Below are 26,948 nucleotides of genomic sequence, written 5' to 3'. Positions count from 1 at the left end.
GGACCGGCTTCCAGGCCAGAACTGGGAACAGGTAAACATGATTTCGGACCCTCGGCGTGGAGTAGCCCGCCGACACGGTTCCGTTACTTTGGACGAGAAGCCGCTCGGTATTGACCCTCTGACCGAAAGCCAGAAAGAGTACCTAAGGAACTACCGCGAATATAGCTTCTTCTCCGAGAACACAGAGTACAGTCTGGTGTACCAAGCAGCAGAGCGGCCCACAGGCGATTCCTTACCGTTTTGCTTTTGCCTAAACAAGGCGACAGGTAAGTTCTTGAATGTGGTGTACGAGGAGTCGAGTCCGGGAGCACTCGATCCTTGGCGTTATGGTGGACTGTCGGCGGTGACTACCGTTGGGCGCTACCTGATAATGGCGTCAAACAAGCTTGGACCGGGCTACACCACAAACGACCGCTTTGCGACGACTTCACAGCGGGCGGTAGCTTGGGTGCGCGGTGGTACGTACAACCGAACGTACACCATCACAGTGACACGAGCCAGTGACGGTCAGAACTTCACTGCGTCGTATACCACCATGACCTCCAGCTACCCGACTCTACTGGACACTTCGGACATCCCCCAAAGTGATCCGGAGTACCAGAAGAAGGTTAACGACCGGGTGAATGCGTACAACTCGGCCGTGAACAAGTGGATTGGTGACGCCTCCAATAGTATCCAGCCACAGAACATCGCTACTCAATTAGCGAACACTCTGTCTTCTGCAATGGGGAGTGGCGTTTCCCGAGTGGGATCAACCATTGTCCTGACAGGGGTGTCGCATGTATCCGTGTCTGACAATGGTGACGGGAGCATGTTCCGGGCGGTACACAACGAGGTTGATGACCCGGCGAAACTGTCCACAATTCATCTTGACGGAAAAGTTGTACGAGTCCGTCCACAGGGGACCGCCGAGGAGTACTACATGGTCGCAAAGCGTGACCAAGGTAGCGGCTGGGGGACAGTTACGTGGTCAGAGGGACCCGCACAGGTAGTGACCCCAGGGCAGGTGTTCGCCATTGGGACGGTGAGCGATGACGGACAATCTTTAATTATTGCGGATTCGCCTGCCCAACTCGCCAGTGCCACAGGGCTGGACGTGCCGGAATACGCGCCTAGTGTCGCGGGGGGCATAGACTCGAAAGGAGGGGTACCGTACTTCTTCGGTCGGCGGATAACCCTGCTGACGGTGTTCATGGACCGGCTTGTAATCGTGTCGAACGGGGTAGTGTTTATGTCCCGCGTCGGCGACTACTTCAACTGGTTCAGGGCCTCCATGTTGCGTCTTGATGACGACGATCCGTTGGAGGCGTATGCGCTTGGTGCAGAGGACGACGTAATTAGCCGAGCCGTGACGTATAACCGGGACCTGTTCATGTTCGGGGAACGGAACCAGTACACCATAAGTGGCAAGCAGCTTGTGACCCCTTCTACTGTGTCGATTGCGACTACAGCAGGTGAGAAGGGGGCAACTATGGCACAGCCAATTGTGGTTGGGAACTTACTGTTCTACGGGAAGTACGACAGCAGCCCCAATCAGAAAGGCCCAAGTCCATACTCGGCGAGTGTATCTCAGTTCCAGCTAGGTCTGTTTGAGGGAACTCCTGAGACGTACCTTGTCAGCCAGCAGCTCGACAAATACCTCCGGGGACGCCCAATCCAATTCGCTTCGCTACCGTCACCCTATACCTTGTTCTTGCGAACGGACGGAAATGACTACGGCCTCTACGTATATCGCTTCATAGATCAGCCCGGAACACAGAGTCGGGTCCATGATTCCTGGTCGCGTTGGGAATGGCATGAGGCAGTGGGACGCATTATCGGGATTACCTCCTACGAGGCGACCCTATTCGTCTTTACGATCCGCGAGAACGCCCAAGGGCCTTGGGTGGCGCTCGAACAATTCGTAGTGGATGCGGACCTGTCTGTTGACCCGTACCTGGATGCGAAACGTTCACCGGAAAACTATGCGGCAGGAACCGGCTTCTTCCGTGAGGATGATCCAACGGTATTGGATGATGTGTACGTTGTAGCGTCGCAAGGTTCCGAGGTGGCATTCTTGGGGGACCATATTAGCAACTTCGACAACTTCTACACGGACACACTCGACTCGGGGTCGAAGCCGGGACAGGTGGGCGTGGAGTTTGAAGGCTGCTTTATCCCCACTGCACCTTTTGTTCGTGACCAGAACGATAAGGCCCTTGTAAATGGACGCCTTGTTGTCAACAGGTACACCCTCTCAATCACGGATACATCCGGCATGGATGCATACCGACAAGACGCGGCAGGCTCGTTCCGGATGAAGGGTTTTAACGGGCGACGTGTCGGCCTGAGCAACAACTTGGTTGGGCGGCAGCCGGTGTCAACAGCCTATATCGACGTGGCATGTGGACGGGCCAACACCGAACACAAAATTGAAATCAAGACGCGCCGATGGCTGCCCCTCACTGTCTCCGCAATCGAGTGGGTAGGCCAGTTGTTCAACAATGCCCGACGGGTGTAAGGAGAAAGTATGACATGGGCATTAGCGGCACAAATGGTTCTAGGGTTCGGTACCTCGTGGTACCAATCCTATATCCAGAAGGCCCAGTTTGACGCGCAGAACATAATCAACCAAGCGAACGCAGATGCATCGAACCTGGTAAACAGGGCCAACGCGGACGCGGCTAACCAAGTCCGCACGGCCAACAATACGTTCGCTGCGGCTCAAGCAGCTTTACAAAATAGCCAACGTTCCATTGCGAACAGGGAAAAGCTGTCGGCATTTGGTGATCAGTGGACTGCGCTCGAAACGAATCAGAACCGCATCCTGGATGCGATGACCCGAGGGAAGCTGTCAGCACAACTGAAAGCTGCGGCCAACCTCGGGGCGCTTCGCGCTGAGTCCGCCGCTCGTGGTGTGGGTGGCTCCAGCGCAGCAATCATGCGTTCCGTGGCATCCCTTGCAGCGGGACATCAAGAGACTCAGCTTAGAGACAACGAGAAGTACGTAACCTACGACGCTCTCCTACAGAAGGCCGGTATGTTGCGTGCGAGTGTGAACAGTCTCGACCTCGGACAGAACTTAGCATCAATGGATTATGGAACCAACGTAGCCCCGCTGGTTCAAGCTCCGTTGAATCCTGGTGACTTCATAAGTCCGACCCGCACAGCGTTGCTTTCTACCCTTGTTCAGAACAGTGGGGACCTTGTAAGTCTGGCGGGGTCCTGGGGTAGTAAAAATGCCCTTCAAGGCATTAACACGAGCGGGGCGATAGGTGGAAGTTTGGGTAGCTCGTCCAACTTTAGCGCAACCACCCAGTACTTCAATATGGCTTAGGAGAATAAATGGCAGGTGACTACGGCCTGGACTCGAACGGTAAGGTAGTTATTCAAGAACCGGCGAACACAGGCACAGGCCCCGCTACCCGGCTCACTGGGGGCGGGGCTTCTTTTAGTGGGTTCGCGCAGGCGTCGCAGGCCCCCGGCTCCAACTTCGGGGCAATAGCTGATCCTACGCTCAAGACGCTGGATGCGCTCAACAAGCTCACCTCGGGCATGTTGCAGCCGCTTATTGAGGACGCAAAGAAGAAGCAGTATTTCGAGGGGATGGCCCAGGTCGCCCAGGGCAAGACACTGATCGAGATACAGAAGGAGCAGCCCTGGTACACGCGCATCTTTGGTCCGTCGGCCACTGTGCAAGGTGCCCAGGCAATGACCCTCATGGGGGCTATGAATCAGGCCGAGGCACAGTTCTACCAGGAACTTCCCAAACTAGCACAGCAGCCGCCAGACGTAGCCCGCGCATTCCTGGTTCAGCAGGCGGCAGAGCTAAGTAATACCGGCGATGCTGTAATGGACGCCATGCTCCAGGCGAAGCTGGCCGAGCAGTTCGGGCCAATGATGAACGCTCACATGAAACAGCATTACAAGTATATCCAGGAGCAGAATAATCTGGCCTTCGGGAATAACTTGATGACTGCGGGGGATGCTTACCAGCAGAAGCTAGGACAGACTGGGTTCTTCACGCCTGAACAGCTTGAAATGGAGAAGATTCGGGCAGTAGAGGCGTTCACTCCCTTAGAGGGTATGGAGCATGACGCTTGGCAGAAGGCCACGGCCCAGGCGCTAACTGCCAACATGATGAAGGGCAACTTCGGTATTGTCGAGGCATTCAAAGAAACCGACCTGTACCAAAAGCTCCCGCTCAATGTCCGTACTCAACTGGAAACACAGGTAGAACCCTATGCCGCGCAGTGGGTCCAGAGGAACCTCCCGGCGTTCCGGCAAGATGCATATGACTTGGTGAGCCTTGAGCTTGCTCTGTCACAAGGCACAGGTCCTCAAACACTGGAAGCCCTGGATGCATGGATCGAGGTTGCAAATGAGAAGTGGGCCGTCGAGTCCGGCTCCAGTGAACCGCGATTTAACAACAATCAGCGTGCGGCACTGGTGGCTGCATGGCACAAAGGACAGTTGTTCCGGGAGAAGCAAGAGGCTGCTGCTAGGGCACACGCCGGGAAGATGGAGGCTGAGTACCAAGATGCTGCGGCTCAACAGACTGCGGCGTTGTTTGCTGCGAACAACAACGGGGCGCTACCTCCGAACCATAGCAAGATTGCCCCCGAGAACGTCCAATCCATATACCGCAAGGTACGAGAGGACCTGGAGCAAGCGGGCGACCAATCAGGTTTGAATAACTGGTTGGGCAAGCTGGCCGTTGTATCTAACAACGGAAGCAAGTGGCTGGACCAGGACCTGTCCATGCGTATGACTACCTCTGCCAATAATTTCTTGCAGCAGGGTATTGCGGTGTCGGACGAAATGCTCCGGGACTTACAGTACATGCACGCTATGGCCCAGGCACCCAACGGACTTGCTGGCCTCGCCAACTATATTGGAGCCACTAACGCAACCAAGATGACGGCATTGATTAAGTCCGGGGTGGATTTGTCAGACCGTGACGCCTTGGATACGGTGCGTGTGAGCATCGCTCGGGGTTGGGAGGCCGATCCAACAGCGAAGGATCGTAAGGCGGTTCTGCGGTACCTGGAGGGGGAGGACACGTTCCTACAGCGGAACTTACCCATCTTCGGGACCGGGGCATTGACCGGCTACAACCTAAACGAGCCAAGCAAGCAGCGTCTCGGCGAGCTACTTGCTCCTACTGCCGCCCGTCTCGTCAAGGGTAATGGCTTGTCGATGGAGGAGGCTATACCTCTGGCATTCAGCCTCATGTTTGGCAATTCCTCCAAGATTGACTACGTGGACGGTTCCTTCACCGAGCCTAATCCGGCCTCTGAGTTCAGAAGTATGTTCTCGGTAGTGTCAGAGAAGGCCAACGTCCAAAGCCAAGCCTCCGAGGACTATCAGAAGGCGCTGACCAATGTAATCGACAAGGCGATGGCCCAGGCGATTGGCAAGGTCCCGGTCGATATGTCTAAAGACCTGACGAGCGTTGACCGCCTAGGGAACCGTGTCGCGGGTATAGCAAACGATGCATTGTCACTCCTCACTCCCTTTACCGGGAATGTGGACGTGTTCGACGCTCGTGGTCGGATGCAGTCCGATCCAGACAAGTTTGATCCATCCGATTACGTGACTGCGACGGTGACTCCGATTGACAGCGGAGTTCTGCAAGTTCATCGAATCCCGCGCAATCCGGGACCAGATGCGCGTCCGGTGACAGTGGTAATCACAGCGGATCAGGTCATTGCTGAGTTAGAGAGCCTGTACAAGACTCGCGCTGAGTGGCAGAGACAAGTACGTGAGACTCAACACGACCCTTACCCGCACTTGTCGGAACAGTACAGATAACTGAGTGAGCAGCCCAGGCGAGGTTCTTTTGAGCCTCGCCGCCGGTGCTCACTGTCAACCAAAAAGGTGTCATGGATTACAACGCATTTAAGAAACTGCCTTTTGACGTGGCCTTACAGGAGGCCGCTAATTACTCGGGATTTACCGTCGAGGAGTTGGTAGGAGTTTGGGATACCGAATCCGCGAGGGGGCTAAACAAAGGCCCTTCAAAGGCAGGTGCGCTTGGTGACTTTCAGATTATGCCCACGACCCAGGCAAGCCTGGAGCAGCGATTCAATGTCAAGTTCGATCCGATGGACTTTCACGACTCCCTGTTTATGGGTATGGAAGTTCTACGGGAGAACTTAGCGCACTTCAAGAACAAGGTAGATGCTCTACGCGCTTATAACGGCGGGTGGGACCCTGCGAAGTGGGATAACCCGGAGACGGCAGCCTACCCCGCCAAGGTATTGGGTAGCAATCATCCGGAGTTGCTGGAGGTCTATGCCGCAACGGACAAGCTCCCAGCTTTCACGCAATCCAGTCGTCGCCTCGCCGCGCTGAATGAAAGCGGTATTGTGGACACTAGCGAGGCAGCCTTGCCTCCGACATTACCCGAAGTGGAGTTTGAACCACTCTATCCGGAAACAGCACGTCGCCTCGCGTTGGAGCAGCAGCGGGCCGGGTTTGCTGAGACGGCTCTTGACTCGATGATCTACAACACCATCACAGGGAAGATGATCGAGGTCAGTCAGCGCGGGGAGTTTGATCCCGAGTTCAACGCGATGTCCGAGGAGAACAAACAGCGCATCCAGGCTGCGGGTTTATACGGCAACGACATGATGATGGATTACGTCATAGGTGCCCGTAATGCAGACGACTTCGCGGAGCGGTTGACCATCGCCCAGGAGCGTGTTGACCTGTTTCGACGAGCTGCGAATAACCCCGGCTATGGACCCGGACTGGGTATGTTGCTCGGCAGCATGGCGGACCCCGTTGGAATTATGGCCTCGTTGGGAACCGGAGCGGCGGCGGCAACCGCGTTACGCAAGGCGGCTCAGATAGGCCGGGCGGCGACGATTACGCGGGCGGGTGCTGCGGGCGGCATTGAGAACGCCGTATTTGGACAGGTCTTGGAAACGGCTGACAACCAGCGTTTTAGCTGGTCCACACTCTTGCAGGATGCCTCCTTGGGAGCAGCAATGGGAACGATTGGTGGCCTCATGGTTCGCAGTGATGGTCGCCTGTATTCCGACCCCAGTGTCGAGGTCCCTGACGAGTTTCGTCCAATGTTGTCAGCGGCTGCACGAGCCGTGCAGTCGGCGACAGATAACGTTTCCCAACGGATTTGGGATTCGAGCCTGACAGGTTGGGATAAGGTTCCGCGATGGGACGGCAGTGTATCCACCAACATCGCAGACTTTGGGGGACCTGAATTAAGTCTGATTGGACGCAAACCAATCCAGAAGCGAGTGGACGAGTCAGGCGAAGTGACTTTCGAGGGTATACCGGAAGAACCGCGCTTGGCCCCCGCAAACGCTTTCAACTCGCGGTTAGGCTACAAACCAGAGCCCACTCTGAACAGTCGTGCATATCGGGACCTGCATCAACAGGGTGTAATTACCGAGCTTCGCAGTGCAGACGATCTGGCGGCAGTATCCAGCTACCAGAGACAGCACGGTAGCCCGATCCCTGATGACGCGAAGGCTGTGTACATCCCGCACGATGACCGTGTGTATGTGTTCCGCGACCGACTAACCCCCGAGGAAATTAAGAACCCGATGGGCCTCGTCATGCACGAGGTAGGTGTTCACTATGGCCTGGAACGTGCCGTGGGCACAGAAACCTACGGGCGCATCATGAAAATGCTGGAGGACTCCAACGATGTACGCATTCAGTCGGCCCTCCGTGCAGTACCGGGTGACACGCCGGATCACCTTCGCCTGGAGGAGGCGCTAGGTTATCTGGTAGAGAAGCATCCAGACCTACCGTTGGTCAAGCGCATTATCTCGGAAGTCCGCAACTGGTTGCGCGAGAACGTCCGGATATTCCGGGGCCTAGCCGTGAGCGTCGAGGATGCAATCGCTTATGTCAAGGGTTCGGTTGAACACGCCCGCACCTACGGCAGAACACGCGGGGACACGGTGCGCAATAGCAACGATATGCTGTTCTCGAATGATGCCCTGGCAATGGCAGCGCGTTACTCTCGCAGCCCAGGAAGTGTCAGCACGCTCCCACTAAGCGAACGCGAGAAGGCTATTTTAAAGGGCCTCCAAACGGTTAACGCCCGGATCGACCCGAACATGGCCGGGCAGATTGCCCGTAGTCAGAAGTTCTTGGAATCCCGTCCCGACTTCATGAAAGGCTGGGATAACTGGGCGGTGTCTCCTGGCGTTGCTATGTCCGCAAGCCCGAACGAACTAGCCCGCAAGACAGGGGCGATGTTCTTCGAGAACTCACTGGGCAGCGCGGGGCGACCCGAGGACGGTTCCGTAGCGATCCACTACGACCTACTGTACCGCTCCTATCGTGACACGACGCTGGAGCAGATCAAGCGGATTGCTACCCCGTTGATGACTGCCCAGGAAAAAGTGGATCATCTACTTGGTGGTACCAAAGGGATGCGCCGCCTGTCTACGGAAGTGGCAGAGGAGCGCCTGCGTCACCGGATGGCGATCCAGCAGGGCCGTAAGTACGTTTCCAGCGCACCCGAGGGCATACGCAAGTTGGCGAAGGTCCTGGACGACCAGATGTTCAAAATGGTAGATGACGGTCGGGCCTACGGGTCAACGTATGCGGATAAGGTGTTTGGTTCGGGGGTTGTTGGGTTCATGCCTCAAACCTGGGATTGGCGCAAGTTCCATGCAGCACAGACCACTGACCCGGCAACGTGGGAAGCGTTGCGGAAGAACTTCACCCAGCAGTACATCGAGAAGCAGATTGATCCAGTCATGGCCGAACTCGCGGCTAAGGGTGCTGACCCAGCGGAGGTGGATGCTGTTCGGGCACGCCTGATGGAGCAAATCGAGCATCAAGTGAACATGCGTCTGCAGGAGTCAGTCCGTGACCCCAACAGCCGTACAGCGATGGATACTGGCAAGTTCGAGACGATGGCCGCTGACTTGATGTACGAGAACTTCCAAGGGCAGAACGTGACCCGCGATGTCGTACAGCAATTCCGAGAAATCCTCGCGGACCACATCAATGACCGTTCCCGTACCGAGTTCGACTTACTGCGCGAAGTTGACGGGGTGCGCCTCCTGGACTTCGTGGAACACGACCTCGTGACCACTGCATCCCATACCGCACATCGCTTCGCTGGTCAGAACGCTATGGCGAAGCGTGGGTTTAAGGACTATGCGGACTTCGAGGCGCTGATTACCCTGCTGACCAAGACAGGGGCACGTCCCATAGACATCGAACTAACCCGCTTCGCAGGAAGGGCGTTCGGCTTTCAGCCAATGGTGATTGGCGACAGTCCAATGCTGGCAACCCTGAGGAACTTCACCTATGCGTCCATGCTAGGTAAGCTGGGTATTGCACAGCTTGCGGATATGTCAGCGGTTATTTCCGCCACAGGGCTGGGTAGCCTGCCGAAGATTTTCGGACGGGCCATCAGCAAGGAGTCTCCCCTTGTTAAGCAGCTAGGACGCCTGTACGGTCCTGGGATGATTGGGGCTGATTACCGCATCCAATCCTACGTGGCCGACGTACTGCCTAATGGACGGGTACTCGGTGGCATGGGTAATCGGATGCTCAAGCTGTCTCAACGCTCGGCACAGCTCGTGTCCTGGATTAATGGGTCCAACGTAATCACTCGGGCGCTGCATAAGGCGTTCCTTCCAGTGGTTGCCGAGGATGTTGTGCGTGCAGCTCAAGGGTTGGACGGAGGCATGTCACCGGCCCGACTCGCAGACATTGGCCTGAGTCGGGAGGCGCTTGACCGCATCAAGACCCAAATTCAGAAATACGAGCCGGACCGGAAAGAGGGCGAGGCGTTCAAGTGGGAGAAATGGGACGATCAGTACGCAGCCGACAAGCTGGTGGAAGCGATACACCGAGCCACAAGTCAGGTGTTCCAGCGGACTCTAATTGGCGAAGCTGCCATGTGGAGAACCGAGTCAGCACTTGGTTCGCTGGTAGGTCAGTTCCATAACTACGGTATGACTGCAATGGAGAAGCAACTAGGCCGAAACCTTGCGATTAACGACTTCAATGCATACGCGGCTATGTCCATTGGGATCGTATGGTCCAGCCTCCTGTACTACTCACGCATTATGCTGAACGCTTCGGGCATGAACGCTTCCGACGCCGAGGAGTACATCGAGCGCAACACAACACCGGCCCGGATGGTCAACGGCATGCTGACATATTTCAATATGTCCGGTATCGGGGCCGAGCTGTTTGGTGTGGGCGAAGTCCTGTTTGGTGGAAACCAGTACCAAGCGGGGTCCGGCCCTGTGGCTGCAATGGGCTACATCAGCAATGCTGCCCGTTCCCTCAATGGAATCGGCAACATCATCACAGGTTCAACAGAAGATACCGGGGCCGAACTAGCTAAGGTCCTACGGATACTTCCTGGGGGTAATTCAATCCCAGGTACTTGGATGATAAATCGACTCAAAGACGAGTAAGCACTGGGCCTCCTTCGGGAGGCCCTTTGTTTATGCGGCGTCGCTCTATCGGCACCCACCATGACACTTACATAGGAGAACCAATGGCCGAATTGGACCAGTGGATTAACTCTGCGGGTGAGGGCGGGCAGCGCAACTCAATGCAATATCTACTCTCCAGTGGCACTCAACTTTCGTATGAGTTCAATTTCGCTGGCGGGTACATTGATCCTTCGCATGTCAAAGCCTACATTTATCACTCCGCATCAGGTCTGACTACCGACATTAACCCGGTAGTCCTATCAGGACCCAATACAATTCAACTTTCCTCCCCGGTACCGGAGGGGGATTACCTCGTGGTCTACCGAGACACACCCAAAGCCATACCCCTAGTGGACTTCGTGACGGGTGCGGTAATGAACGAGGAGAACTTAGACAAGATCGCCCAGCAAGCGGTGTTTAACGCCGCTGAAATGGTGGACAGGTTCAGTGAGACGAAAGCATCGAGCGACGATGCGATCCAGCGTTCGTATAACGCACTGCTCACAGCCGAGAACGCTGTAGAGATTGCGAATACAGCTACGGCAACAGCGGGTAGTGCAGTCAGCACGGCTAATAGTGCTGTCAGCATCGCTCAAGAGGCTGTGTCTACTGCGGAGGATGCCGTAGACATCGCGGAAGGGGCTGTCAGTACAGCAGGCAGTGCCGTCGAAATTGCGAACACCGCTACCTCCACTGCTAATGGTGCGGTAGAGATTGCGAATGATGCCCTAGACGTAGCTTCGGGGATCGACAGTAAGGCGCAATCGGCTCTGGATAACTCTGAGGACGCTCTTGAAGTCGCCAATGGTGTGGACGCCAAGGCAACACAGGCCATGTCAGATGCAGCCGAGGCCCTATCCTTAGTTCAGGACGGTCAGTCGGCATCCAACGTACTGGTAGAGCCGGAAGGCATAATCACTGCGACGAACGTGCAGGATGCGTTGGGGCAACTGGCTACCGAAGTGGAGGGTAAGCAGCCTGCCGGGGACTACGCCCCGGACGTTCACGATCACGATGACCTGTACTACAAGAAAGACGAGTTCACCACCACCGATGCACCGAATACGCCGGTAGTGCGCGATTCAGCCGGGGACATCCGGGCACGGTTGTTCCGGCCGACCTACACAAGCACCAACTCCAGCATCACTTATATCTACACCCAAACTGGAAACCTTGGGGAAGATTATTTACGACCCTCCACACCGGCCCAGGTCAAAGCTGCGTTGGCTATCGCATGGGGTGACATCGCAAGCAAACCTTCGACCTTTGCCCCGTCGAGTCATACGCACGCCTGGAGCCAGATTACGGGCGCCCCCGCATATTGCACTCGTTGGCCCGCTTGGAGTGAAGTTACCGGCAAGCCCTCTACGTTCCCTGCCTCTGATGTGCCCGCTAAAACGGCGGCACTCGCGTTTGGAGCAGTGGGGAGCTATGCAACCCTTTGTCCCAAGAATGTAAACACAACTTATGTCGCAGGGAACACTGTGGCAGGAAGCAATCTGCTAACGCAAGGATCGACTCCAACATCGACAGTTAGCGGGTCGTGGAGGTGCATGGGGACATGTACCCGCTCCTTTGATGGAGTTACCTTTTCTTCTTGCACTTGGCTGCGCTACGCATAGGGAAAAGCATGAATTACACCACGGTAAGCAACCTCAGATATTCAAATGCCGCCCAAACAGCCATCGACATGGACGTGTTCTTCGTCGAGTTAGGTGAAGCTGTACCGTTCACCGCCGCTGCGGACGACCCGATGCAGTACGGCAGGGATATTTATGATGCCGCTGTTTCTGGTGCATTCGGGCCAATCGCCCCTTACACAGGTCCTTCCGAGAGTGAGCGAATGGCAGAGGAGGTTTATGCGGAGCGCGACCAGTTACTTCACGAGCTGGACCTGATTGTGTCCAATCCTCTACGTTGGGCATCCTTTACGGAACAAGAAAGAGAAGCCATTGCAGCGTATCGACAGCTTTTGCTGGACGTACCACAGCAACCGGGATTCCCTGAAACGGTTGAGTGGCCTACGCTGCCAATTTAAAGGAACAACATGATTGAACGTACCGGCGACTTCGCCGAGGTTGGCACTCGCACGGCCCTTGGGGTCGCCGGTGCTGGATATACCTACCTGGGCCTTCCAATGGGGGACTGGGTAGGGATTGCCACTATCATCTACTTAATAGTATCGACCCTCAAGAATCTGCCAGCAGCCACGAGTAATGTGCGCATGTGGATTGATAAATGGAGGTCCAAATAAGTAAGGCGACGGTTAATGACCTGTCGGAACTCCACGGCGTAGTAGCACGCGAGCTTACCCGACGGATCACATCAAATGAAGCAAGTGCGGCAGACATAGGTGCCGCCATCAAGTTCCTCAAGGACAATTCGATTACCGCCTCGATTGAAGATAACAACGAAATGCAGGCGTTGAAGGAGAAACTGGAGGAACGCGCACGTAAGCGTTCGAGTCTGCGCTTGGTCAAGTCCGAGAGTACTGTCGAGCTGACCGACGAGGAAGCAGACGACGTAATTGAAAGGATTAGCCGGACTGCATGAGTCGCCGGGAATCCCCGGAGTTAGCACTTAAAAGATGGGCAATGCTGGAGCTGGTACAGAAGGCGTACCCGACCTTTGTACCGTTCCTGCACGATGTCATGGAGGAGCTGGGCTTCAAGACCACAGCCATCCAAGACGACATCGCAGAATTTCTGCAATACGGCCCGCATTACCTGATGATCCAGGCCCAGCGCGGGCAGGCCAAGACAACTATTACTGCTGCTTATGCAGTCTGGTTTCTGCTTCACAATCCCTGGGAGCGGGTCATCGTTGCGTCGGCAGGCGGTACGCAAGCGAATGAAGTCTCCACACTTATTGTCCGAATCATCATGGTTATGGACGAGTTGGAGTGCATGCGACCCGACCGCACGGCAGGGGACAGGACCTCGGTAGAGTCCTTTGACATTCACCACAGCCTCAAAGGTGTGGATAAATCCCCGAGCGTGGCCTGTATGGGTATCACTGCAAACCTCCAGGGTAAGCGTGCTGGCCTCCTCATTGCGGATGACGTAGAGTCTGCCAAGAACTCGCAGACTGAACATCAGCGGGAACAGCTCCTGAATCTAACTCGGGACTTCCCCTCAATCTGCGAGACAGGGCGCATTATTTACCTAGGTACGCCCCAGTCTGTTAACTCCATATACAACACCCTCCCTGGCCGGGGGTACACGGTTCGTGTTTGGCCCGGTCGGTACCCGACTAAGGCACAACTAGCGAACTATGGGGACACCCTGGCTCCGCTGATCCTGCGAAGGATCAAGGAGGACCCGTCGCTCATGACTGGCGGTGGGCTTTTGGGCGATCAAGGGCAGCCCGTAGACACGGAGCTACCGGCAGGAACAGAGGAGTTCCTACAACGAAAAGAGGCCGATCAAGGTCCAAGCTACTTCCAGCTCCAGCACATGCTGAACACGACGCTGGCGGACGCCGACAGGTTCCCCTTGAGGCTGCACAAGATTATGTCTGTGCGGATCATTGGGGACCAGTTCCCGCTCACTGTCACACCCGGCATGTTGGAACACGAGACGATCCGCTACGAGGTAAACGGACGGACTTACACCCTGAACGTACCGTCGGCCATGTCCGAGGAGCGTGCGGCGCTTCAAGGCGTCGTCATGCATGTGGACCCGGCCGGTGGGGGCAAGAACGGGGACGAAACGGGCTATGCCGTCGTGGGTTTCTTGAACGGGCTGATATGGGTACTCGAATGCGCTGGTATTCCAGGCGGTTACTCGGTATCCGGATTCGAGTTCCTGGCACGAGTAGCAAAGAAGTGGAAGGTCAACCGTATACGGGTCGAGAAGAACTTCGGTAATGGTGCCTATCTGCACTCCTGGCTTCCCATCCTACGGGCGGAGTATCCGCAATCATTGGGGGCAGGGTGTGCGATTGAGGAGGTTTGGGAAGCGGGTCAAAAGGAGCTGCGCATCATTGATGTGCTGGAACCCGTAATCGCCCGAGGCTCCCTGATATTCAACGACGACATCCCTCGCAACGAGGCGGACAGCCTCGTCAAGTACCCCAACGAAAAGCGGGTGTCGTACAGCCTACTCAATCAAATCAAAAGCATTACACGCGAGAAGCACGCTCTCACCCACGATGACCGTATTGACGCTCTGGCCGGTGCCGTTCGGTACTGGACCCAAGTGCTCGGGGTCAACCAAGAAAGGGCTATCGAGGCGCAGCGTAAGCGTGAATTCGAGGAGTGGAAGAAGAACCCCCTCGGATACAACCGCATGACCCAAGGCCCCCGCGCCGGGAGGCAAGGCGGCTCAATGTTCGATAAATGGCGTAGATGACGCCGAGTTCAATACAAAGGTAGATAACATGAACTATGCAGACCTGATGTCTCCGGGCATCATCAATAATGGCTTCCGCCTTCGCCTGGATTGTGCAAAGGCTATCTCTGCAGTTGAGCTGGTCGCTCAGACTGGTAGCGCAGGGATTGAAACTGCTCAAACTCTCCGCGACTTCTTCATCGAATGTGCGAATGCGGCGGACAAGGCCGCTGGTGGTAGCGGTTCGGATGTCGGTATCGGTGGCGGCGAACTAGACCCCACACAGGCCATTGTGGTGGATGGTCAGTCCATTACCGTTCACGATCTGGAAACCGAAACTGACGTTACGGGTATTGCCGTAGTCGAGGTGAGTGAGCTGGTACGTGTAGAGGTTGGGACGGTCGAGTAATGTCCCTTCGGACCAAGATCGTAGCGGGGGCGCTGGCCGTCTCCGCTGCGGGCCTGGGCTTCATCGGGTTCCATGAAGGGACTTCGTATTCGGCTTACCCGGACCCCGCGCATGGGTGGTCTGTACCCACGATCTGCGTCGGGCACACAGGACCAGACGTACACAAGGGTCTTGTAGCTACTCCCGCCATGTGCGAAGCATGGCTTGCCAAGGACAGTCAGAAGGCTGCAAACGCAGTCCTCGAATGCTCCGGCCAGTATCCCCTCAAGCAACACGAATTTGATGCGCTGGTGTCCTTCACGTTTAACGTGGGAACTGGTGCCTTTTGTTCCTCCACTCTGGCCCGGATGCTTCGGGATGGGGACAGGGTAGGGGCTATCAAGCAATTCGACAGGTGGGTGTATGTGACACGCACCCGGAACGGTAAGTGGGTGAGCATTGACTGCCGTATCCGTTCCAATAACTGCTACGGGTTGTATACCCGGCGGATGGCCGAGAAGCGCCTATTCGCAACTGGAGCCTACCATGAGTAAGGCAATCGCTTACGGTGCCGTGGTGGTCCTACTGATGGCTCTGACGGGCTTTGCCACATGGCACGTTATGTCCGGGAAGGTGGACCGTCTTGAGAACGAACTCCTAGTGGCCCAGTCCACCATCGAGTCCACAAATCGGGCACTTAACGTCAAAGCCGATCAGCTCAAGAAGCTGAACGAGCAATACGCCAAACAATCAAAGGACCTACATGACGCGCTACAGGACAATCCTGACTGGGCTAATGCCCGCGTGCCTGATCCTGTTTTTAACAGCCTGTTCGGTACCCGTTAACCGGGTGCCTCCGGACGACTTACTCCGGGACTGTCCTCATGCTGCGGCCCCTAATGACCGAACGAATGGACGTCTTGCTGACTACGTACTCCGGGAACGGAAGGCCCTGGACGACTGTAACGCGGATAAAGCCGCGCTTCGGGAGTTCTTCAAGCCCTAGCCAATCCTCTTGGCGAGGTGCTTCACATCCAAGTGGGTGTACCTGTCCAGTTGGCTTAGGGTCCTGTGACCGCTGATCCGGGCCACCTCAATCACATTCAGGCCGCGTTCAAACAGACGGCTGATCCCCTCGTGGCGGGTATCGTGGAATACAAGGTGCCCGAGTTCGCACCTGTCCACGGCCCGCTTGAACGCCTGGGAGATTGAGTACTGGGACATACCGAACACAGAGCCGGATCGACCTTCTTGACGCATGAGGATGTCCCTGGCCTTCTTGGATAACGGGATGGTCCGCTTCTTACCGTTCTTGGTAACGGGGATAAGTACCGTCCGGTTTTTCAGGTTCACATGATCCCAGTCCAGTCTGACAATCTCTCCCCGCCGCATGCATGTCTCTATGGCGAACTCTACGATGTCGCCAAGTAAAGGGGACTCCGTATTGTCCCGGATCGCCTGTACGCTCTCGGGCGTGATCCGGTAGTCTCGCTCGACCGGGGACATAGGCCGCTTCGCACGAGGTATGGGTGCCCGGAGATTCACTCCCCACTCCTCGACCGCCACGACGTAGGCCCTGTGCAGAATGTTCAACTCATGCGTCACCGTCTGCGGTGCAAACCCTAAAGCCAGTCTATCGTCCTTGTATTGTTTGAGGCGAGGGGACTTGAGGTTGTGGATGCTGTACGCGCCTAGTTCCTTCACCAAGGGCTTAATCCGGTTCCGATCCGCGTAACCACCGTCCGCCTTCTTGACTGACTCCTTCTTTACGTACTCCTCCAGAAGGTCCTTGACTGTCTCTATCGTCCGCTTCACTTCGGCCACTGATCCGGGCATGAAGGTACCTCGATCCATCTGAACCTCTATGGACCGCCCCCAGGCTTCTGCATCTGCCTTTAATTGGAAGGTCTTGGTCTGTGGCGGGTAGCCCTTCTTACGGACCTGACATTTCCACTTTCCCCTGTAGCTACTGACCGTCGCCATTGTCTCTCCCTCACTGTGCTCAAACTGTGCTCAATGGTACACGAATCCACTGAAAAGCGCATGAACATTAGCTATTCTCGGGCCTTCTAAGCCTGAGGTCGGGGGTTCGAGACCCTCCTGACGCGCCACTTACTCCTATATAGCTACTACGACATGCTAGACAGCGCGCAAGGCGCTGACGGCGGAAAAGGTCGCGGTACTTGTCCCGCAGTTTTCGGCTGCGCTCAAACCGCCTGGCGCGGCTATTTTTAAGCATGTGCAGGCGGCCTTATCAGGCTCTCTGCTGGAATCCCAAGCTGTTGATGCAGTTTCCAGATCATGGGCAGCGTCAGAGCACGCTTACGGTTCAGTATTTCGTAGACGCGGTTGCGCTGCCCAATCATTGGCTCTAGGTCTTTAGCTGTCAGGCCTGCTTGTTCCATCCGAAACTTGATGGCCTCGATTGGATCAGGCAGGTCAATTGGGTAGTGCTTTGCTTCGTAAGCCTGTACCAAGGTAGCAAGCACATCCAGGCGGTCACCTTCTGGCGTACCAAGATCGGGATCACTTTCCATGAGGTGCGAAACCTCTTTTAGAGTGGCTTTGTAGTCAGCGTCGGTGCGGATTGGTCGGATTTGCATGAATTACTCCATTTCTACGGTTTCGGCATTGATTTTGTCGTACTCGGCGTGGGTGCCGATAAATTTCACATAGACGATGCCGAGGCGGTACGCAATAGCGACAATCAAGCGGTAATCGTTACCTTTGATGTTAAACACCACGCGCCGATTCTTTAAGATGCTGGCGCTTCGATAGTGCTTCTTGATATCAGATGGTTGGGCCCAATTTGCCTGGTTGGCCTCATCCACCCACGCCTTAATTGGCTGCTCGGCGGCAGGGTGTTCTTCCCAGAACTGACGTAAGGTGCTGATCGCTATCACTCGCATGGGTTAACTTTAGTCCCAAATTGGGACTGTTGCAAGAGTTTGTTTGTTTCGCTCTGCTTTGCGGGGCTTTTTCAGTTGTGGTCCTGCTTAGGCAGGGCCTTTTTTATTGGTGTCGCATGGATATCGCACAGCTCCAGCTTGAAATCGACAGCCGTAAGGCGCAGCAGGCCAAGAAAGACCTTGAGAATCTGACCGCCGCCGCCGAGAAGACCGAAGCGGCCACCGAGTCGTTGTCGCAGGCCAACAAGGAAGGTGAGGATCGTACAAGGCCTAGGGCACGCACGCCTGCATTTCCAGCGCGTACCACTCGGCATCGATCAGAAAGCGATGCAGCCGCTTGATTTCTTGCAGTAGGTTCATGGCGTCCTTGCTCTTCAAATTGCGCTATTGGATTTCGCGTAGCTGGGGAAGGGTGAGCGGGGCGCCGCTTCATGGTGCTTATTTTTCTGTAAATATATACAGTATTTATGGCACAAAAAAGCCCGCTCGGTGGCGGGCTGATTTAGGTCATTTTAGGCTTAGCAGGTAAGAGGAATGACACGATTTTGCCACACAGGGGCCGGAGACTCGCATAAACTCTAGCTTTCTGGAGGGTTCGAGACCCTCCTGACGCGCCACCTCATTTGAGTACAAAGCAGACATTGTTTACGGTTTGATATCCAACCGTATCTTCCCAAGGTCTATGCGCTCCTCCTTGGTTCGACTGCAAATGCGTGAATTCTGGTGCGTCGCAGTAACCGGTTGACCGCCCTGAGCTCCCCTATCGCTAAGCAGCGAAAAATCAACCTCACGAATCTTCCATAACAGCAGATATGTCCAATTAGTGGATGGTCGTTTACGAGATAGTGATACCTCAATTAGGCACTAGTGTGCTTGAGTCAACAGCAGAGGACATCATGACAAGTGAAACGATCCGCAATCCCCAGACCGACCAACTACTGACGCCCGAGAATTCAGCGTTCATCATTATCGACTACCAGCCTATTCAGGTTTCATCGATTCGCTCGATGCCGCGCGACGAGCTGGTCTTCAACATTGTAAGCACCGCGAAGGCAGCGGTGAATTACAACCTCCCGATCATTCACTCAACCGTCAATGTCGCGACGGGACTCAACAAACCCCCGATCCAAGAATTGCAGGATGTGCTCGGTCACTTGCCGGCCTATGACCGCACGTCAATCAATAGTTGGGAAGACACCGAGTTCAAGAAGGCCGTCAAGGCGACTGGTCGCCGCAAGCTCATCATGACTGCACTTTGGACCGAAGCCTGCCTGACTTTCCCCGCCCTTGACGCGATCCAGGAAGGCTATGAGGTTTATGTACCGGTTGACGCGGTGGGCGGCACTTCACCCGCTGCGCATGAGGCGGCACTGCGTCGCATGGAACAGGCGGGCGTGAGGTTGATTAGCCGAGTACAGATGTACTGCGAGCTTCAGCGCGATTGGTCACGCAAAGATACGGTCCAAGGTTTTATGGGTGTCTTCGAAAATTTCGATGGCTTCAACGTCGAAAAGGCCGCCGAGGAATCCGCCAAGAAGCTAGCCAAGGTCTGACCTGTGAGGGTGGTCGATGTTGCACGTTCGGCCACCTCCTGATTCCGACAAGGAGAATGGGAAATGAGTGAACTATTCATTGCAGTAGGTCTGAAGGCCAAGGCAGGCAAGGAGGACGAGCTACGGCGCGATCTGTCTGCTCTCGTCGAGCCGTCGCGCAACGAGAGTGGCAATATCCGCTACGACCTATTCGAAGACCGGGACGAGCCCGGACGCTTCGTGTTCTTCGAGGAGTGGACCTCCACCGAGACACAGTCCAAGCATCACGAACATGGCCCCCACATCCAGCACTTTCACGAGAATGGCCAACGCAACGTCGAGAAGAAAGAGTTCGCGCATATTTTGAAGCGCGTCGTTTGACTCCAGAACTCATGGCTCCTGACAATCACGCTCGCTAACAATCTCTAGCCGGCACCGCAGGCTGATCCTACCCGAAAGTCTGTCCATACCACGATGTCCCCTTCAGGCGTATCTTGCGCACCAAACTTCAAGAGAGGTTTTCCATGTCCAACAAACTCGAACTGCTGACCCCAAAGAACAGTCAGCTTATTTTCATCGACCAGCAACCGCAGATGGCTTTCGGCGTTCAGTCTATCGATCGCCAGGCTCTTAAGAACAACGTCGTCGCCTTGGCCAAAGCCGCCAAAGTCTTCGACGTGCCCACGACCATCACAACGGTCGAGACGCTGGGCTTCTCTGGTCATACTTATCCGGAACTACTGGCGGTCTACCCAGAGAATAAGTTGTTGGAACGCAGCTCGATGAATTCGTGGGACGACCAAAACGTACGTGATGCACTGGCTGCCAATGCCTCGCAGGGACGAAAGAAGGTGGTCGTCTCGGGGCTTTGGACCGAAGTTTGCAATTTATCTTTCGCACTGTCGTGCCTGAACGATACCGACTATGAAATCTACATGGTGGCCGACGCCTCCGGCGGCACGTCGGTTGAAGCGCATCAATATGCGATGGACCGGATGATGCAGGTCGGCGTGGTGCCGGTGACCTGGCAGCAGGTGCTACTGGAATGGCAGCGCGACTGGGCCCGCAAGAAGACCTATGACGCCACGCTCGCCATCGTGAAAGAGCATTCGGGCGCTTACGGTTTCGGCGTTGATTACGCGTACACCATGGTTCACAAGGCGCCAGAGCGTACCCAGCACGGCGAGACCATCGGCCCGAATCCGGCGGTCTGAGTAGTCCTGCGGTAGCGTGTCCCGACTGTGGCGTCAGCACCCCAATCCATTCATGTCTATGGAGACAGAAAATGACCGAGAAATCTGCAATTCGAATTTCATACGAAGATGAAGCCAACAAGGGCCGCTTTGTCGCCCGTATCGATGGAACTGATGAAGAGGGCGAACTGGCCATATCCAAGGTCTCCGATGCGTTAGTCATTGCAGATCACACTTATGTCCCCGATGCGCTGCGCGGCACGGGCGCGGCGTCGGTGCTGGTCAAGGCATTGATCGCGGATGCTCGGGCTAAAGCGTATCGCATCGTGCCACTTTGCCCCTTTGTGCGGGCGCAGTCGTTAAAGCACCCGGAGTGGTCTGATGTCATTCAGCATTGAGCCCCAAGGCCCTCTCTCGGTTGTAATCCTATTTCTCGCGCACCTCGGGCTCTGCGCCGCGTATATCCAGGGCGGATTAGTCAAGCTGACGGATTTCCCTGGTGCCGTTGCTGAGATGACCCACTTTCGCCTGAATCCGCCAATCCTGTTCGCCGTTCTGGTGATAGCGCTGGAATTGCTTGCCTCTGCGATGGTGGTGACGGGCTTCCTGCGCTGGCTGGGTGCGCTGACCTTGGCCGGGTTCACGCTTATGTCCACCTTGATTGCGCTGCGATTTTGGGAGCAACCAGCCGGCGAGGCCAGGCACGCAAACGCGAATGCTTTTTTCGAACATTTTGGTCTCGTTGGGGGGTTCCTGCTGGTCGCATGGCTGGATCTCGTGCGGAACTCATCACTCAATCTTTGACGCAACTCGTCGCAAGTTCCAAATCTGCCAAACAGGCAAGGAGGACCGGATGTTCCAGAAAGATCTGATTATCATCAACGCCAAGGTCACGACGCTCGACCGAGGCAATCCGTTGGCGACAGCAGTCGCCATACGCGACGGAAAATTCATCGCCGTTGGTACGGACGCCGAAATTCGCGCCGCTGCACCTGAGGCGGACGTGATCGACGCGAACGGTCGGCGCCTGATTCCAGGGCTCATCGATAGTCACACTCATATCATCCGGGGTGGATTGAATTACAACATGGAACTTCGCTGGGATGGCGTGCCCTCTCTGTCCGAGGCTATGACAATGTTGAAGCGCCAGGTGGACCGCACGCCTGCCCCGCAATGGGTGCGCGTGGTGGGCGGCTTCACCGAGCAGCAGTTTGCAGAAAAGCGCTTGCCGACTCTGGACGAATTGAACGCGGTCGCCCCGGATACACCGGTATTTATCCTGCATCTTTATGATCGGGCATTGTTGAACGCCGCCGCGTTGCGTGTGGTCGGCTATGGGAAGGACACGCCCAATCCGCCCGGCGGCGAGATTGTTCGCGATTCAAGCGGCAACCCTACAGGCTTGCTGCTGGCGCAGCCCAATGCGACGATTCTTTACTCGACGCTGGCCAAGGGGCCGAAGCTGGATCCCGACTACCAATTCAACTCCTCACGACACTTCATGCGCGAGCTTAATAGTCTAGGGGTCACCTCGGTCATCGACGCAGGCGGGGGGTTTCAGAATTATCCCGATGACTACGCTGTCATCGAGAAGCTGCATGCTGAGGGTCAGCTGACCGTGCGGGTCAGTTACAACCTGTTTACTCAAAAGCCGAAAGAAGAACTTTCTGACTTCGCCTCTTGGGCAAAGCAGGTCACACCAGGGCAAGGTGACGACTCATATCGCTTGAACGGCGCAGGTGAAATGCTGGTGTATTCGGCCGCCGATTTTGAAGACTTTCGTGTGGAACGGCCCGAAATGTCGCCGGACATGGAAGCTGACCTCGAGCCGGTGATCCGCCTGCTGGCAGAGAACCGTTGGCCCTGGCGGCTGCATGCTTCGTATGACGAGACAATTTCCCGTGCCCTCGACGTGTTCGAGAAAGTGAATCGAGACGTACCGCTGCAAGGCATTAACTGGTTCTTTGACCACGCCGAGACGATCAGCGACCGCTCGATAGATCGAATCGCCGCGCTAGGTGGCGGAATTGCGGTTCAGCATCGCATGATGTATCAAGGCGAATACTTCGTTAAGCGCTATGGTGCGAAGGCCGCCGAGAACTCTCCACCGATCAGGAAGATGCTTGAGGCGGGTCTGCCCGTTGGAGCCGGTACCGATGCAACGCGAGTGGCCAGCTACAACCCTTGGGTGTGTCTTTCGTGGTTGGTCACGTCACAGACCCTGGGCGGTACGCGGCTTTACCCCGTTGCGAACCGGCTCGACCGCGAAACAGCGCTCAGGCTCTGGACCGAAGCAAACACTTGGTTTTCCAATGAGCAAGGCAAGAAGGGTCAGATAAAGGTCGGGCAGTTGGCCGACTTGGCGCTGTTGTCGGACGATTATTACTCAGTGCCCGAGGCCGAAATCGTGCATCTTCGCTCGGTTCTGACAGTGTTGGGCGGCAGGGTCGTCCATGGCGAGGGTGATTACGGCCCGCTTGCTCCGGCACTTCCCGCAGCGATGCCCGACTGGTCACCGGTCGCCACCTTCGGCGGCTATTACCGACCAGAGGCGCGGGCCAACCTAACGCTCCATTGTGGCTGCGCCAGTGCTTGCGCCGTTCATGGACACGACCACGTTGCTGTGCTTGGTGCGAGTGTTCCTGTCGCCGACACCCGAGCATTCTGGGGCGCTTTCGGCTGTGGATGCTGGGCGGTGTAATGCGTTCGCAAATATTTTTAAGCTGCCGACGAGTCGGTTTAGCCCTCGAAAGGAGCCAAGATGTCTACCCTTGATATGACTGCTACGGCAAAGCCGCCGCTGAGCTTCCCAGTATTCCGGGCGCTGTGGATAGCCACGATTATTTCAAATATCGGCACCTGGATGCACGATGTCGGCGCTGGGTGGCTGATGACCGCGCTGTCGCCCAGCCCCTTGCTAGTGGCGCTGGTGCAGGCCGCTACGACACTGCCGATGTTCATGTTGGCGCTGCCAGCCGGTGCGATGGCCGACATTGTCGATAGGCGCAAGATGATGCTGGCCGCACAGTGCCTTGGCCTTGCCGCCGCAGCCGTTCTAGCCTTTCTGACGCTGCAAGGAGTGACCACTCCCTGGGTGTTGCTTGCAGCCACCTTCGTTCTGGGCGTTGCCGCAGCCCTGAGCGCACCGGTGTTTCAGGCGATTGTTCCAGAGTTGGTTGACAAGCCCGCTTTACCCGAGGCAGTGGCGCTTAACAGCCTTGGCGTCAACATCGCGCGCGCCATTGGTCCGGCGCTTGGCGGGATAATTGTGGCGATAGCCGGTATCCCGGCGGTCTTCGCCCTTAACGCCGTGTCAGTTCTGGCAGTACTGATCGTGCTTGCCACATGGAAACGAACCGCGACCGTACATAGCTTGCCGCCCGAACATTTCTTCGGTGCGCTTCGGGCCGGTTACCGCTATGCACGACATTCTCCGGCGATGCGGATAGTGTTGATCCGTACCCTGGGCTTCTTCCTCTTCAGCAGCGCGCTCTGGGCGATGCTGCCGCTGGTGGGTCGTCGCGAGCTGGGCCTGGATGCGGCGGGTTATGGGGCGCTTCTGGGCTGCATGGGTGTGGGGGCCGTGGTTGGTGCTTTGCTGCTAAAGAAACTGCGCAAGATGGCCTCGTCCAACGCTATCTCGATCTGGGCGACGTGCCTGTTCGCGGTTGCGACGCTCGCGCTGGCGTTGGCGCCCAATGTTTGGTTGGCCGGCGCAGTGATGTTCGGTGCAGGTCTGGCCTGGATCGGCATGCTTACCTCGCTGAACGTTGCTGCCCAGATGGCGTCGCCGGGCTGGGTCAAGGCGCGGGCGCTTGCTGTCTATCTTCTGGTCTTTCAAGGCGCCATGACCGGGGGAAGTATCGCGTGGGGCACTTTGGCAAGTAACACGAGCGTCTCTGGCGCGCTCACTATTGCGGCCATCGGCCAAGCGCTAGCGATCTTAATGGCCCTGCGCTGGCGGCTTCCCGAGGATTCCGCCGCCGACCTGGCCCCCTCTAACCATTGGGCTGAGCCTGTCGTCGCGGTCCCGCTTGCCCATGATCGCGGCCCCGTGCTGATCGAGATCGAGTACTGGGTAGCTCCGGAGCGGCAGGCGGCGTTTACCGCTGCCTTGCGCAACTTTCGCGGAACGCGCTATCGCGACGGCGCGATCCGTTGGGATGTCTGGGAGGACGTCGCAGAGCCCGGCCGAGTGATCGAGGAGTTCGTCGTCGAAAGCTGGGTCGAGCATCAGCGCCAACACGCCAGGATCACCCATACCGATGCACTGGATCAAAAATTGTTGAATGCGTTCCATATCGGCGATCAGCCACCAATAGTCCGCCATCTGTTGCGGCCAATCTAATACTGTGTGAATAAAGGCGAACGAGATGAAATCGAATCCTACACAGAGCCCCGAGCGTCCCGCGGCGGGCGAGTTAGAAGTCATTGAACAGAGACGTCGCAGCCTGGGCGGCAGCATGGAAGTCGGCCGCGTTCTGCCTTTTGCCAAGCGGCGCATGGTGGGTCCCTTCATATTCTTCGACCATATAGGGCCACTCGATCTTGTGCCAGGCCTTGATAAAAGCGCTGACATCCGGGCTCATCCGCACATCGGCCTAGCAACAGTGACCTATCTGTTTGCCGGTGAGGTGATGCATCGAGACAGCCTCGGCTACGAGCAGGCTATCCGGCCGCAGGAAGTGAATTGGATGACCGCGGGCAGCGGTATTACGCATAGCGAGCGGTTCGAGCGTGCACGTGCGCAGGGCGATCACCTGCACGGCATTCAGGCCTGGGTCGCGCTTCCAACCGAGCTAGAGGAAACTGCCCCGACGTTCTCACATCATTCCGGAAGCGGCCTTCCGACATGGAGCGAGGGCGGCGTGACGGGGCAGCTTATCGCGGGCAGCGCCTATGGCTTGACGGCCAGCGTCGAAACACACTCGCCGTTGTTCTACGCCCACCTTGACATGAGCCCGGGCGCAACCGCCGAAATACCGGGTGAACACAAAGAGCGTGCCATCTACCTCGCTTCCGGCGCGGTAGAGCTGGCTGGTACGCGCTACGAGAGCGGAAGGATGCTCGTTCTGAACGCCTCTACCTCTCGCGTGACGGCCCTGGAGCCCTCGGCCGTGATGGTGCTCGGCGGCGAACCCGTCGGAGAGCGTTTCATTTATTGGAACTTCGTTTCATCTTCAAAAGAGCGGCTTGTTCAGGCTGCATCCGACTGGAAGGCGGGAAGGATGAAGTTGCCGGATGCCGACGACGCAGAGTTCATTCCGCTGCCAGACGAGTCATTCTCGTCGTTACTTTCCCCGCGAACCAGATAGGCATCTGAATCACTCAAACACACTGGAAGGACGAATAATGATCGATTTAAATGGAAAGCGCGCACTGGTAACTGGCGGATCACGAGGAATCGGAGCCGCGATCGTGAGGGCACTGGCGGAAAATGGTGCCGACGTTGCATTCACTTACCAACGCTCAACTGAGAAAGCCGAAACATTGGCTAAGTCAATTGAGAAAACAGGGCGTCGCGCAGTTGCCATCCAAGCCGATAGCGCCGACCCAGCGGCTATCTCACACTCTGTCAGCGAAGCGGTTTCCATGCTCGGTGGACTCGATATCCTCGTTAATAGTGCTGCGATTGGCCACACCGGAATGATCGCAGACTTAAACGCGGACGATTATCAGGCTGTGATGGACATCAATGTCCGAGCGCCGGTGCTGTTTGCGAAGGCAGTTATGCCACATTTCGCGGATGGGGGCCGCATCATCACTATCGGTTCGGCCCTGGGCGAGCGGGTTCCTTTCCCGGGCATTACGATTTATGCGATGTCCAAGGCGGCACTTACTTCCTTCACCCGCGGCCTTTCGCGCGAGTTGGGCCCGGTCGGCGTCACGGTAAATTTGGTGCAACCCGGTGCGACCAATACGGATTCCAATCCGGCAGATGGCGAGGCTGCCGATCTTCAACGAAGCTTGACCTCTTTGGGACGCTACGCCGAGCCACACGAACTCGCGAGCGCCGTGGTCTTTCTTGCCAGTTCCGCCGCGAGCATGATTACGGGCGCCACCTTGACCGTGGACGGGGGCGCAATCGCCTGAGCGAACGCGATGTTCGCTCGAAAGCCCATTGCCTGCTTCAGGTTGCATTGAGCACGGCGTGGCTTTATCTTGGAG

At 56.4% G+C, this 26,948-nt stretch carries 25 protein-coding genes; 22 read left to right on the top strand and 3 right to left on the bottom strand.

What is annotated here, in order from left to right:
- Window positions 1-88 precede the first annotated feature (88 nt).
- The 12 genes from ACIY1O_RS03825 (at window position 89) to lysC (ending at window position 16,152) form a co-directional block, all read left to right on the top strand.
- Entirely contained in the window at window positions 89-2,500 is a 2,412-nt protein-coding gene (locus tag ACIY1O_RS03825) for a phage nozzle protein (protein WP_397473755.1), read from the top strand.
- Between the two features lie 9 nt (window positions 2,501-2,509).
- Window positions 2,510-3,316: a hypothetical protein gene (locus ACIY1O_RS03820; RefSeq protein ID WP_397473754.1), complete on the top strand. Its 807-nt coding sequence runs from the start codon at window positions 2,510-2,512 to the stop codon at window positions 3,314-3,316.
- A gap of 8 nt (window positions 3,317-3,324) precedes the next feature.
- Window positions 3,325-5,793, top strand: coding sequence for a hypothetical protein (locus tag ACIY1O_RS03815; protein ID WP_397473753.1), 2,469 nt, complete (start codon window positions 3,325-3,327; stop codon window positions 5,791-5,793).
- A gap of 71 nt (window positions 5,794-5,864) precedes the next feature.
- Window positions 5,865-10,406 (top strand): transglycosylase SLT domain-containing protein, encoded by a 4,542-nt coding sequence (locus tag ACIY1O_RS03810; RefSeq protein ID WP_397473752.1) that lies wholly within the window; start codon window positions 5,865-5,867, stop codon window positions 10,404-10,406.
- Between the two features lie 83 nt (window positions 10,407-10,489).
- Window positions 10,490-12,049: a phage tail fiber domain-containing protein gene (locus tag ACIY1O_RS03805; protein WP_397473751.1), complete on the top strand. Its 1,560-nt coding sequence runs from the start codon at window positions 10,490-10,492 to the stop codon at window positions 12,047-12,049.
- Window positions 12,050-12,057: 8 nt separating this feature from the next.
- Window positions 12,058-12,465 carry a tail fiber assembly protein gene (locus ACIY1O_RS03800; RefSeq protein ID WP_397473750.1) on the top strand — a complete coding sequence of 136 codons (408 nt, stop codon included), beginning with the start codon at window positions 12,058-12,060 and terminating at the stop codon, window positions 12,463-12,465.
- A 200-nt stretch (window positions 12,466-12,665) separates the two neighbouring features.
- Entirely contained in the window at window positions 12,666-12,980 is a 315-nt protein-coding gene (locus ACIY1O_RS03795; protein ID WP_397473749.1) for a hypothetical protein, read from the top strand.
- A gap of 41 nt (window positions 12,981-13,021) precedes the next feature.
- Window positions 13,022-14,779, top strand: coding sequence for a phage terminase large subunit (gene terL, locus ACIY1O_RS03790; RefSeq protein ID WP_397473748.1), 1,758 nt, complete (start codon window positions 13,022-13,024; stop codon window positions 14,777-14,779).
- Window positions 14,780-14,807: 28 nt separating this feature from the next.
- The gene (locus tag ACIY1O_RS03785) at window positions 14,808-15,167 is read left to right on the top strand and encodes a hypothetical protein (RefSeq protein ID WP_397473747.1); all 360 of its coding nucleotides are present in this window, start codon (window positions 14,808-14,810) and stop codon (window positions 15,165-15,167) included.
- Window positions 15,167-15,700: a lysozyme gene (locus ACIY1O_RS03780; RefSeq protein WP_397473746.1), complete on the top strand. Its 534-nt coding sequence runs from the start codon at window positions 15,167-15,169 to the stop codon at window positions 15,698-15,700. Before ACIY1O_RS03785 ends, ACIY1O_RS03780 begins: the two co-directional genes overlap by 1 nt.
- On the top strand, window positions 15,693-15,992 hold the full coding sequence (locus tag ACIY1O_RS03775) for a hypothetical protein (protein ID WP_397473745.1): 300 nt from the start codon (window positions 15,693-15,695) through the stop codon (window positions 15,990-15,992). Before ACIY1O_RS03780 ends, ACIY1O_RS03775 begins: the two co-directional genes overlap by 8 nt.
- Window positions 15,910-16,152, top strand: coding sequence for an Rz1-like lysis system protein LysC (gene lysC, locus ACIY1O_RS17505; protein WP_487047366.1), 243 nt, complete (start codon window positions 15,910-15,912; stop codon window positions 16,150-16,152). Before ACIY1O_RS03775 ends, lysC begins: the two co-directional genes overlap by 83 nt.
- On the opposite strand, the gene ACIY1O_RS03770 is transcribed toward lysC, so the two are convergent.
- From ACIY1O_RS03770 to ACIY1O_RS03760, 3 genes are all read right to left on the bottom strand, one after another.
- Window positions 16,149-17,129, bottom strand: a complete 981-nt coding sequence (locus tag ACIY1O_RS03770; RefSeq protein ID WP_397473744.1) for a site-specific integrase — start codon at window positions 17,127-17,129, stop codon at window positions 16,149-16,151. The two genes, lysC and ACIY1O_RS03770, sit on opposite strands and share 4 nt — an antisense overlap.
- A 248-nt stretch (window positions 17,130-17,377) precedes the next feature.
- Entirely contained in the window at window positions 17,378-17,749 is a 372-nt protein-coding gene (locus ACIY1O_RS03765) for a helix-turn-helix domain-containing protein (protein ID WP_397473743.1), read from the bottom strand.
- A gap of 3 nt (window positions 17,750-17,752) precedes the next feature.
- Window positions 17,753-18,055, bottom strand: a complete 303-nt coding sequence (locus ACIY1O_RS03760; protein WP_397473742.1) for a type II toxin-antitoxin system HigB family toxin — start codon at window positions 18,053-18,055, stop codon at window positions 17,753-17,755.
- A 116-nt stretch (window positions 18,056-18,171) separates the two neighbouring features.
- Here ACIY1O_RS03760 and ACIY1O_RS03755 point away from each other — a divergent pair, with 116 nt between their 5' ends.
- From ACIY1O_RS03755 to ACIY1O_RS03710, 10 genes are all read left to right on the top strand, one after another.
- Window positions 18,172-18,396 (top strand): hypothetical protein, encoded by a 225-nt coding sequence (locus ACIY1O_RS03755; RefSeq protein ID WP_397473741.1) that lies wholly within the window; start codon window positions 18,172-18,174, stop codon window positions 18,394-18,396.
- 555 nt (window positions 18,397-18,951) lie between these two features.
- On the top strand, window positions 18,952-19,608 hold the full coding sequence (locus ACIY1O_RS03750; protein WP_397473740.1) for a hydrolase: 657 nt from the start codon (window positions 18,952-18,954) through the stop codon (window positions 19,606-19,608).
- 63 nt (window positions 19,609-19,671) lie between these two features.
- Window positions 19,672-19,968, top strand: a complete 297-nt coding sequence (locus tag ACIY1O_RS03745; protein ID WP_397473739.1) for a putative quinol monooxygenase — start codon at window positions 19,672-19,674, stop codon at window positions 19,966-19,968.
- 143 nt (window positions 19,969-20,111) lie between these two features.
- A complete protein-coding gene (locus ACIY1O_RS03740) occupies window positions 20,112-20,801 on the top strand; it encodes a hydrolase (RefSeq protein WP_397473738.1) in 690 nt (229 codons plus the stop codon).
- 71 nt (window positions 20,802-20,872) lie between these two features.
- Window positions 20,873-21,178, top strand: a complete 306-nt coding sequence (locus tag ACIY1O_RS03735) for a GNAT family N-acetyltransferase (protein WP_397473737.1) — start codon at window positions 20,873-20,875, stop codon at window positions 21,176-21,178.
- Window positions 21,162-21,584 (top strand): DoxX family protein, encoded by a 423-nt coding sequence (locus ACIY1O_RS03730; RefSeq protein WP_397473736.1) that lies wholly within the window; start codon window positions 21,162-21,164, stop codon window positions 21,582-21,584. The genes ACIY1O_RS03735 and ACIY1O_RS03730 overlap by 17 nt, the downstream gene beginning before the upstream one ends.
- 49 nt (window positions 21,585-21,633) lie before the next feature.
- Complete coding sequence (locus tag ACIY1O_RS03725) at window positions 21,634-23,481, top strand: amidohydrolase (RefSeq protein ID WP_397473735.1); 1,848 nt, start codon at window positions 21,634-21,636, stop codon at window positions 23,479-23,481.
- 60 nt (window positions 23,482-23,541) lie between these two features.
- Window positions 23,542-25,128, top strand: a complete 1,587-nt coding sequence (locus ACIY1O_RS03720; RefSeq protein WP_397473734.1) for an MFS transporter — start codon at window positions 23,542-23,544, stop codon at window positions 25,126-25,128.
- Window positions 25,129-25,153: 25 nt separating this feature from the next.
- Window positions 25,154-26,095: a pirin family protein gene (locus tag ACIY1O_RS03715; RefSeq protein WP_397473733.1), complete on the top strand. Its 942-nt coding sequence runs from the start codon at window positions 25,154-25,156 to the stop codon at window positions 26,093-26,095.
- A gap of 37 nt (window positions 26,096-26,132) precedes the next feature.
- Complete coding sequence (locus tag ACIY1O_RS03710; protein WP_397473732.1) at window positions 26,133-26,873, top strand: SDR family NAD(P)-dependent oxidoreductase; 741 nt, start codon at window positions 26,133-26,135, stop codon at window positions 26,871-26,873.
- Window positions 26,874-26,948 lie beyond the last annotated feature (75 nt).

The sequence above is a fragment of the Pusillimonas sp. genome, assembly GCF_044464525.1.
GTDB lineage: Bacteria > Pseudomonadota > Gammaproteobacteria > Burkholderiales > Burkholderiaceae_B > Pusillimonas.
This window is presented reverse-complemented; position numbering and strand designations above follow the sequence as displayed.

Excerpts from the sequence above, each read along its gene's own strand:
- ACIY1O_RS03820 (WP_397473754.1), top strand. The coding sequence starts at position 2,510 with ATGACATGGGCATTAGCGGCACAAATGGTTCTAGGGTTCGGTACCTCG.
- ACIY1O_RS03815 (WP_397473753.1), top strand. The coding sequence starts at position 3,325 with ATGGCAGGTGACTACGGCCTGGACTCGAACGGTAAGGTAGTTATTCAA.
- ACIY1O_RS03810 (WP_397473752.1), top strand. The coding sequence starts at position 5,865 with ATGGATTACAACGCATTTAAGAAACTGCCTTTTGACGTGGCCTTACAG.
- ACIY1O_RS03805 (WP_397473751.1), top strand. The coding sequence starts at position 10,490 with ATGGCCGAATTGGACCAGTGGATTAACTCTGCGGGTGAGGGCGGGCAG.
- ACIY1O_RS03800 (WP_397473750.1), top strand. The coding sequence starts at position 12,058 with ATGAATTACACCACGGTAAGCAACCTCAGATATTCAAATGCCGCCCAA.
- ACIY1O_RS03795 (WP_397473749.1), top strand. The coding sequence starts at position 12,666 with ATGGAGGTCCAAATAAGTAAGGCGACGGTTAATGACCTGTCGGAACTC.
- terL (WP_397473748.1), top strand. The coding sequence starts at position 13,022 with ATGCTGGAGCTGGTACAGAAGGCGTACCCGACCTTTGTACCGTTCCTG.
- ACIY1O_RS03785 (WP_397473747.1), top strand. The coding sequence starts at position 14,808 with ATGAACTATGCAGACCTGATGTCTCCGGGCATCATCAATAATGGCTTC.
- ACIY1O_RS03780 (WP_397473746.1), top strand. The coding sequence starts at position 15,167 with ATGTCCCTTCGGACCAAGATCGTAGCGGGGGCGCTGGCCGTCTCCGCT.
- ACIY1O_RS03775 (WP_397473745.1), top strand. The coding sequence starts at position 15,693 with ATGAGTAAGGCAATCGCTTACGGTGCCGTGGTGGTCCTACTGATGGCT.
- lysC (WP_487047366.1), top strand. The coding sequence starts at position 15,910 with ATGACGCGCTACAGGACAATCCTGACTGGGCTAATGCCCGCGTGCCTG.
- ACIY1O_RS03770 (WP_397473744.1), bottom strand. The coding sequence starts at position 17,129 with ATGGCGACGGTCAGTAGCTACAGGGGAAAGTGGAAATGTCAGGTCCGT.
- ACIY1O_RS03765 (WP_397473743.1), bottom strand. The coding sequence starts at position 17,749 with ATGCAAATCCGACCAATCCGCACCGACGCTGACTACAAAGCCACTCTA.
- ACIY1O_RS03760 (WP_397473742.1), bottom strand. The coding sequence starts at position 18,055 with ATGCGAGTGATAGCGATCAGCACCTTACGTCAGTTCTGGGAAGAACAC.
- ACIY1O_RS03755 (WP_397473741.1), top strand. The coding sequence starts at position 18,172 with ATGGATATCGCACAGCTCCAGCTTGAAATCGACAGCCGTAAGGCGCAG.
- ACIY1O_RS03750 (WP_397473740.1), top strand. The coding sequence starts at position 18,952 with ATGACAAGTGAAACGATCCGCAATCCCCAGACCGACCAACTACTGACG.
- ACIY1O_RS03745 (WP_397473739.1), top strand. The coding sequence starts at position 19,672 with ATGAGTGAACTATTCATTGCAGTAGGTCTGAAGGCCAAGGCAGGCAAG.
- ACIY1O_RS03740 (WP_397473738.1), top strand. The coding sequence starts at position 20,112 with ATGTCCAACAAACTCGAACTGCTGACCCCAAAGAACAGTCAGCTTATT.
- ACIY1O_RS03735 (WP_397473737.1), top strand. The coding sequence starts at position 20,873 with ATGACCGAGAAATCTGCAATTCGAATTTCATACGAAGATGAAGCCAAC.
- ACIY1O_RS03730 (WP_397473736.1), top strand. The coding sequence starts at position 21,162 with ATGTCATTCAGCATTGAGCCCCAAGGCCCTCTCTCGGTTGTAATCCTA.
- ACIY1O_RS03725 (WP_397473735.1), top strand. The coding sequence starts at position 21,634 with ATGTTCCAGAAAGATCTGATTATCATCAACGCCAAGGTCACGACGCTC.
- ACIY1O_RS03720 (WP_397473734.1), top strand. The coding sequence starts at position 23,542 with ATGTCTACCCTTGATATGACTGCTACGGCAAAGCCGCCGCTGAGCTTC.
- ACIY1O_RS03715 (WP_397473733.1), top strand. The coding sequence starts at position 25,154 with ATGAAATCGAATCCTACACAGAGCCCCGAGCGTCCCGCGGCGGGCGAG.
- ACIY1O_RS03710 (WP_397473732.1), top strand. The coding sequence starts at position 26,133 with ATGATCGATTTAAATGGAAAGCGCGCACTGGTAACTGGCGGATCACGA.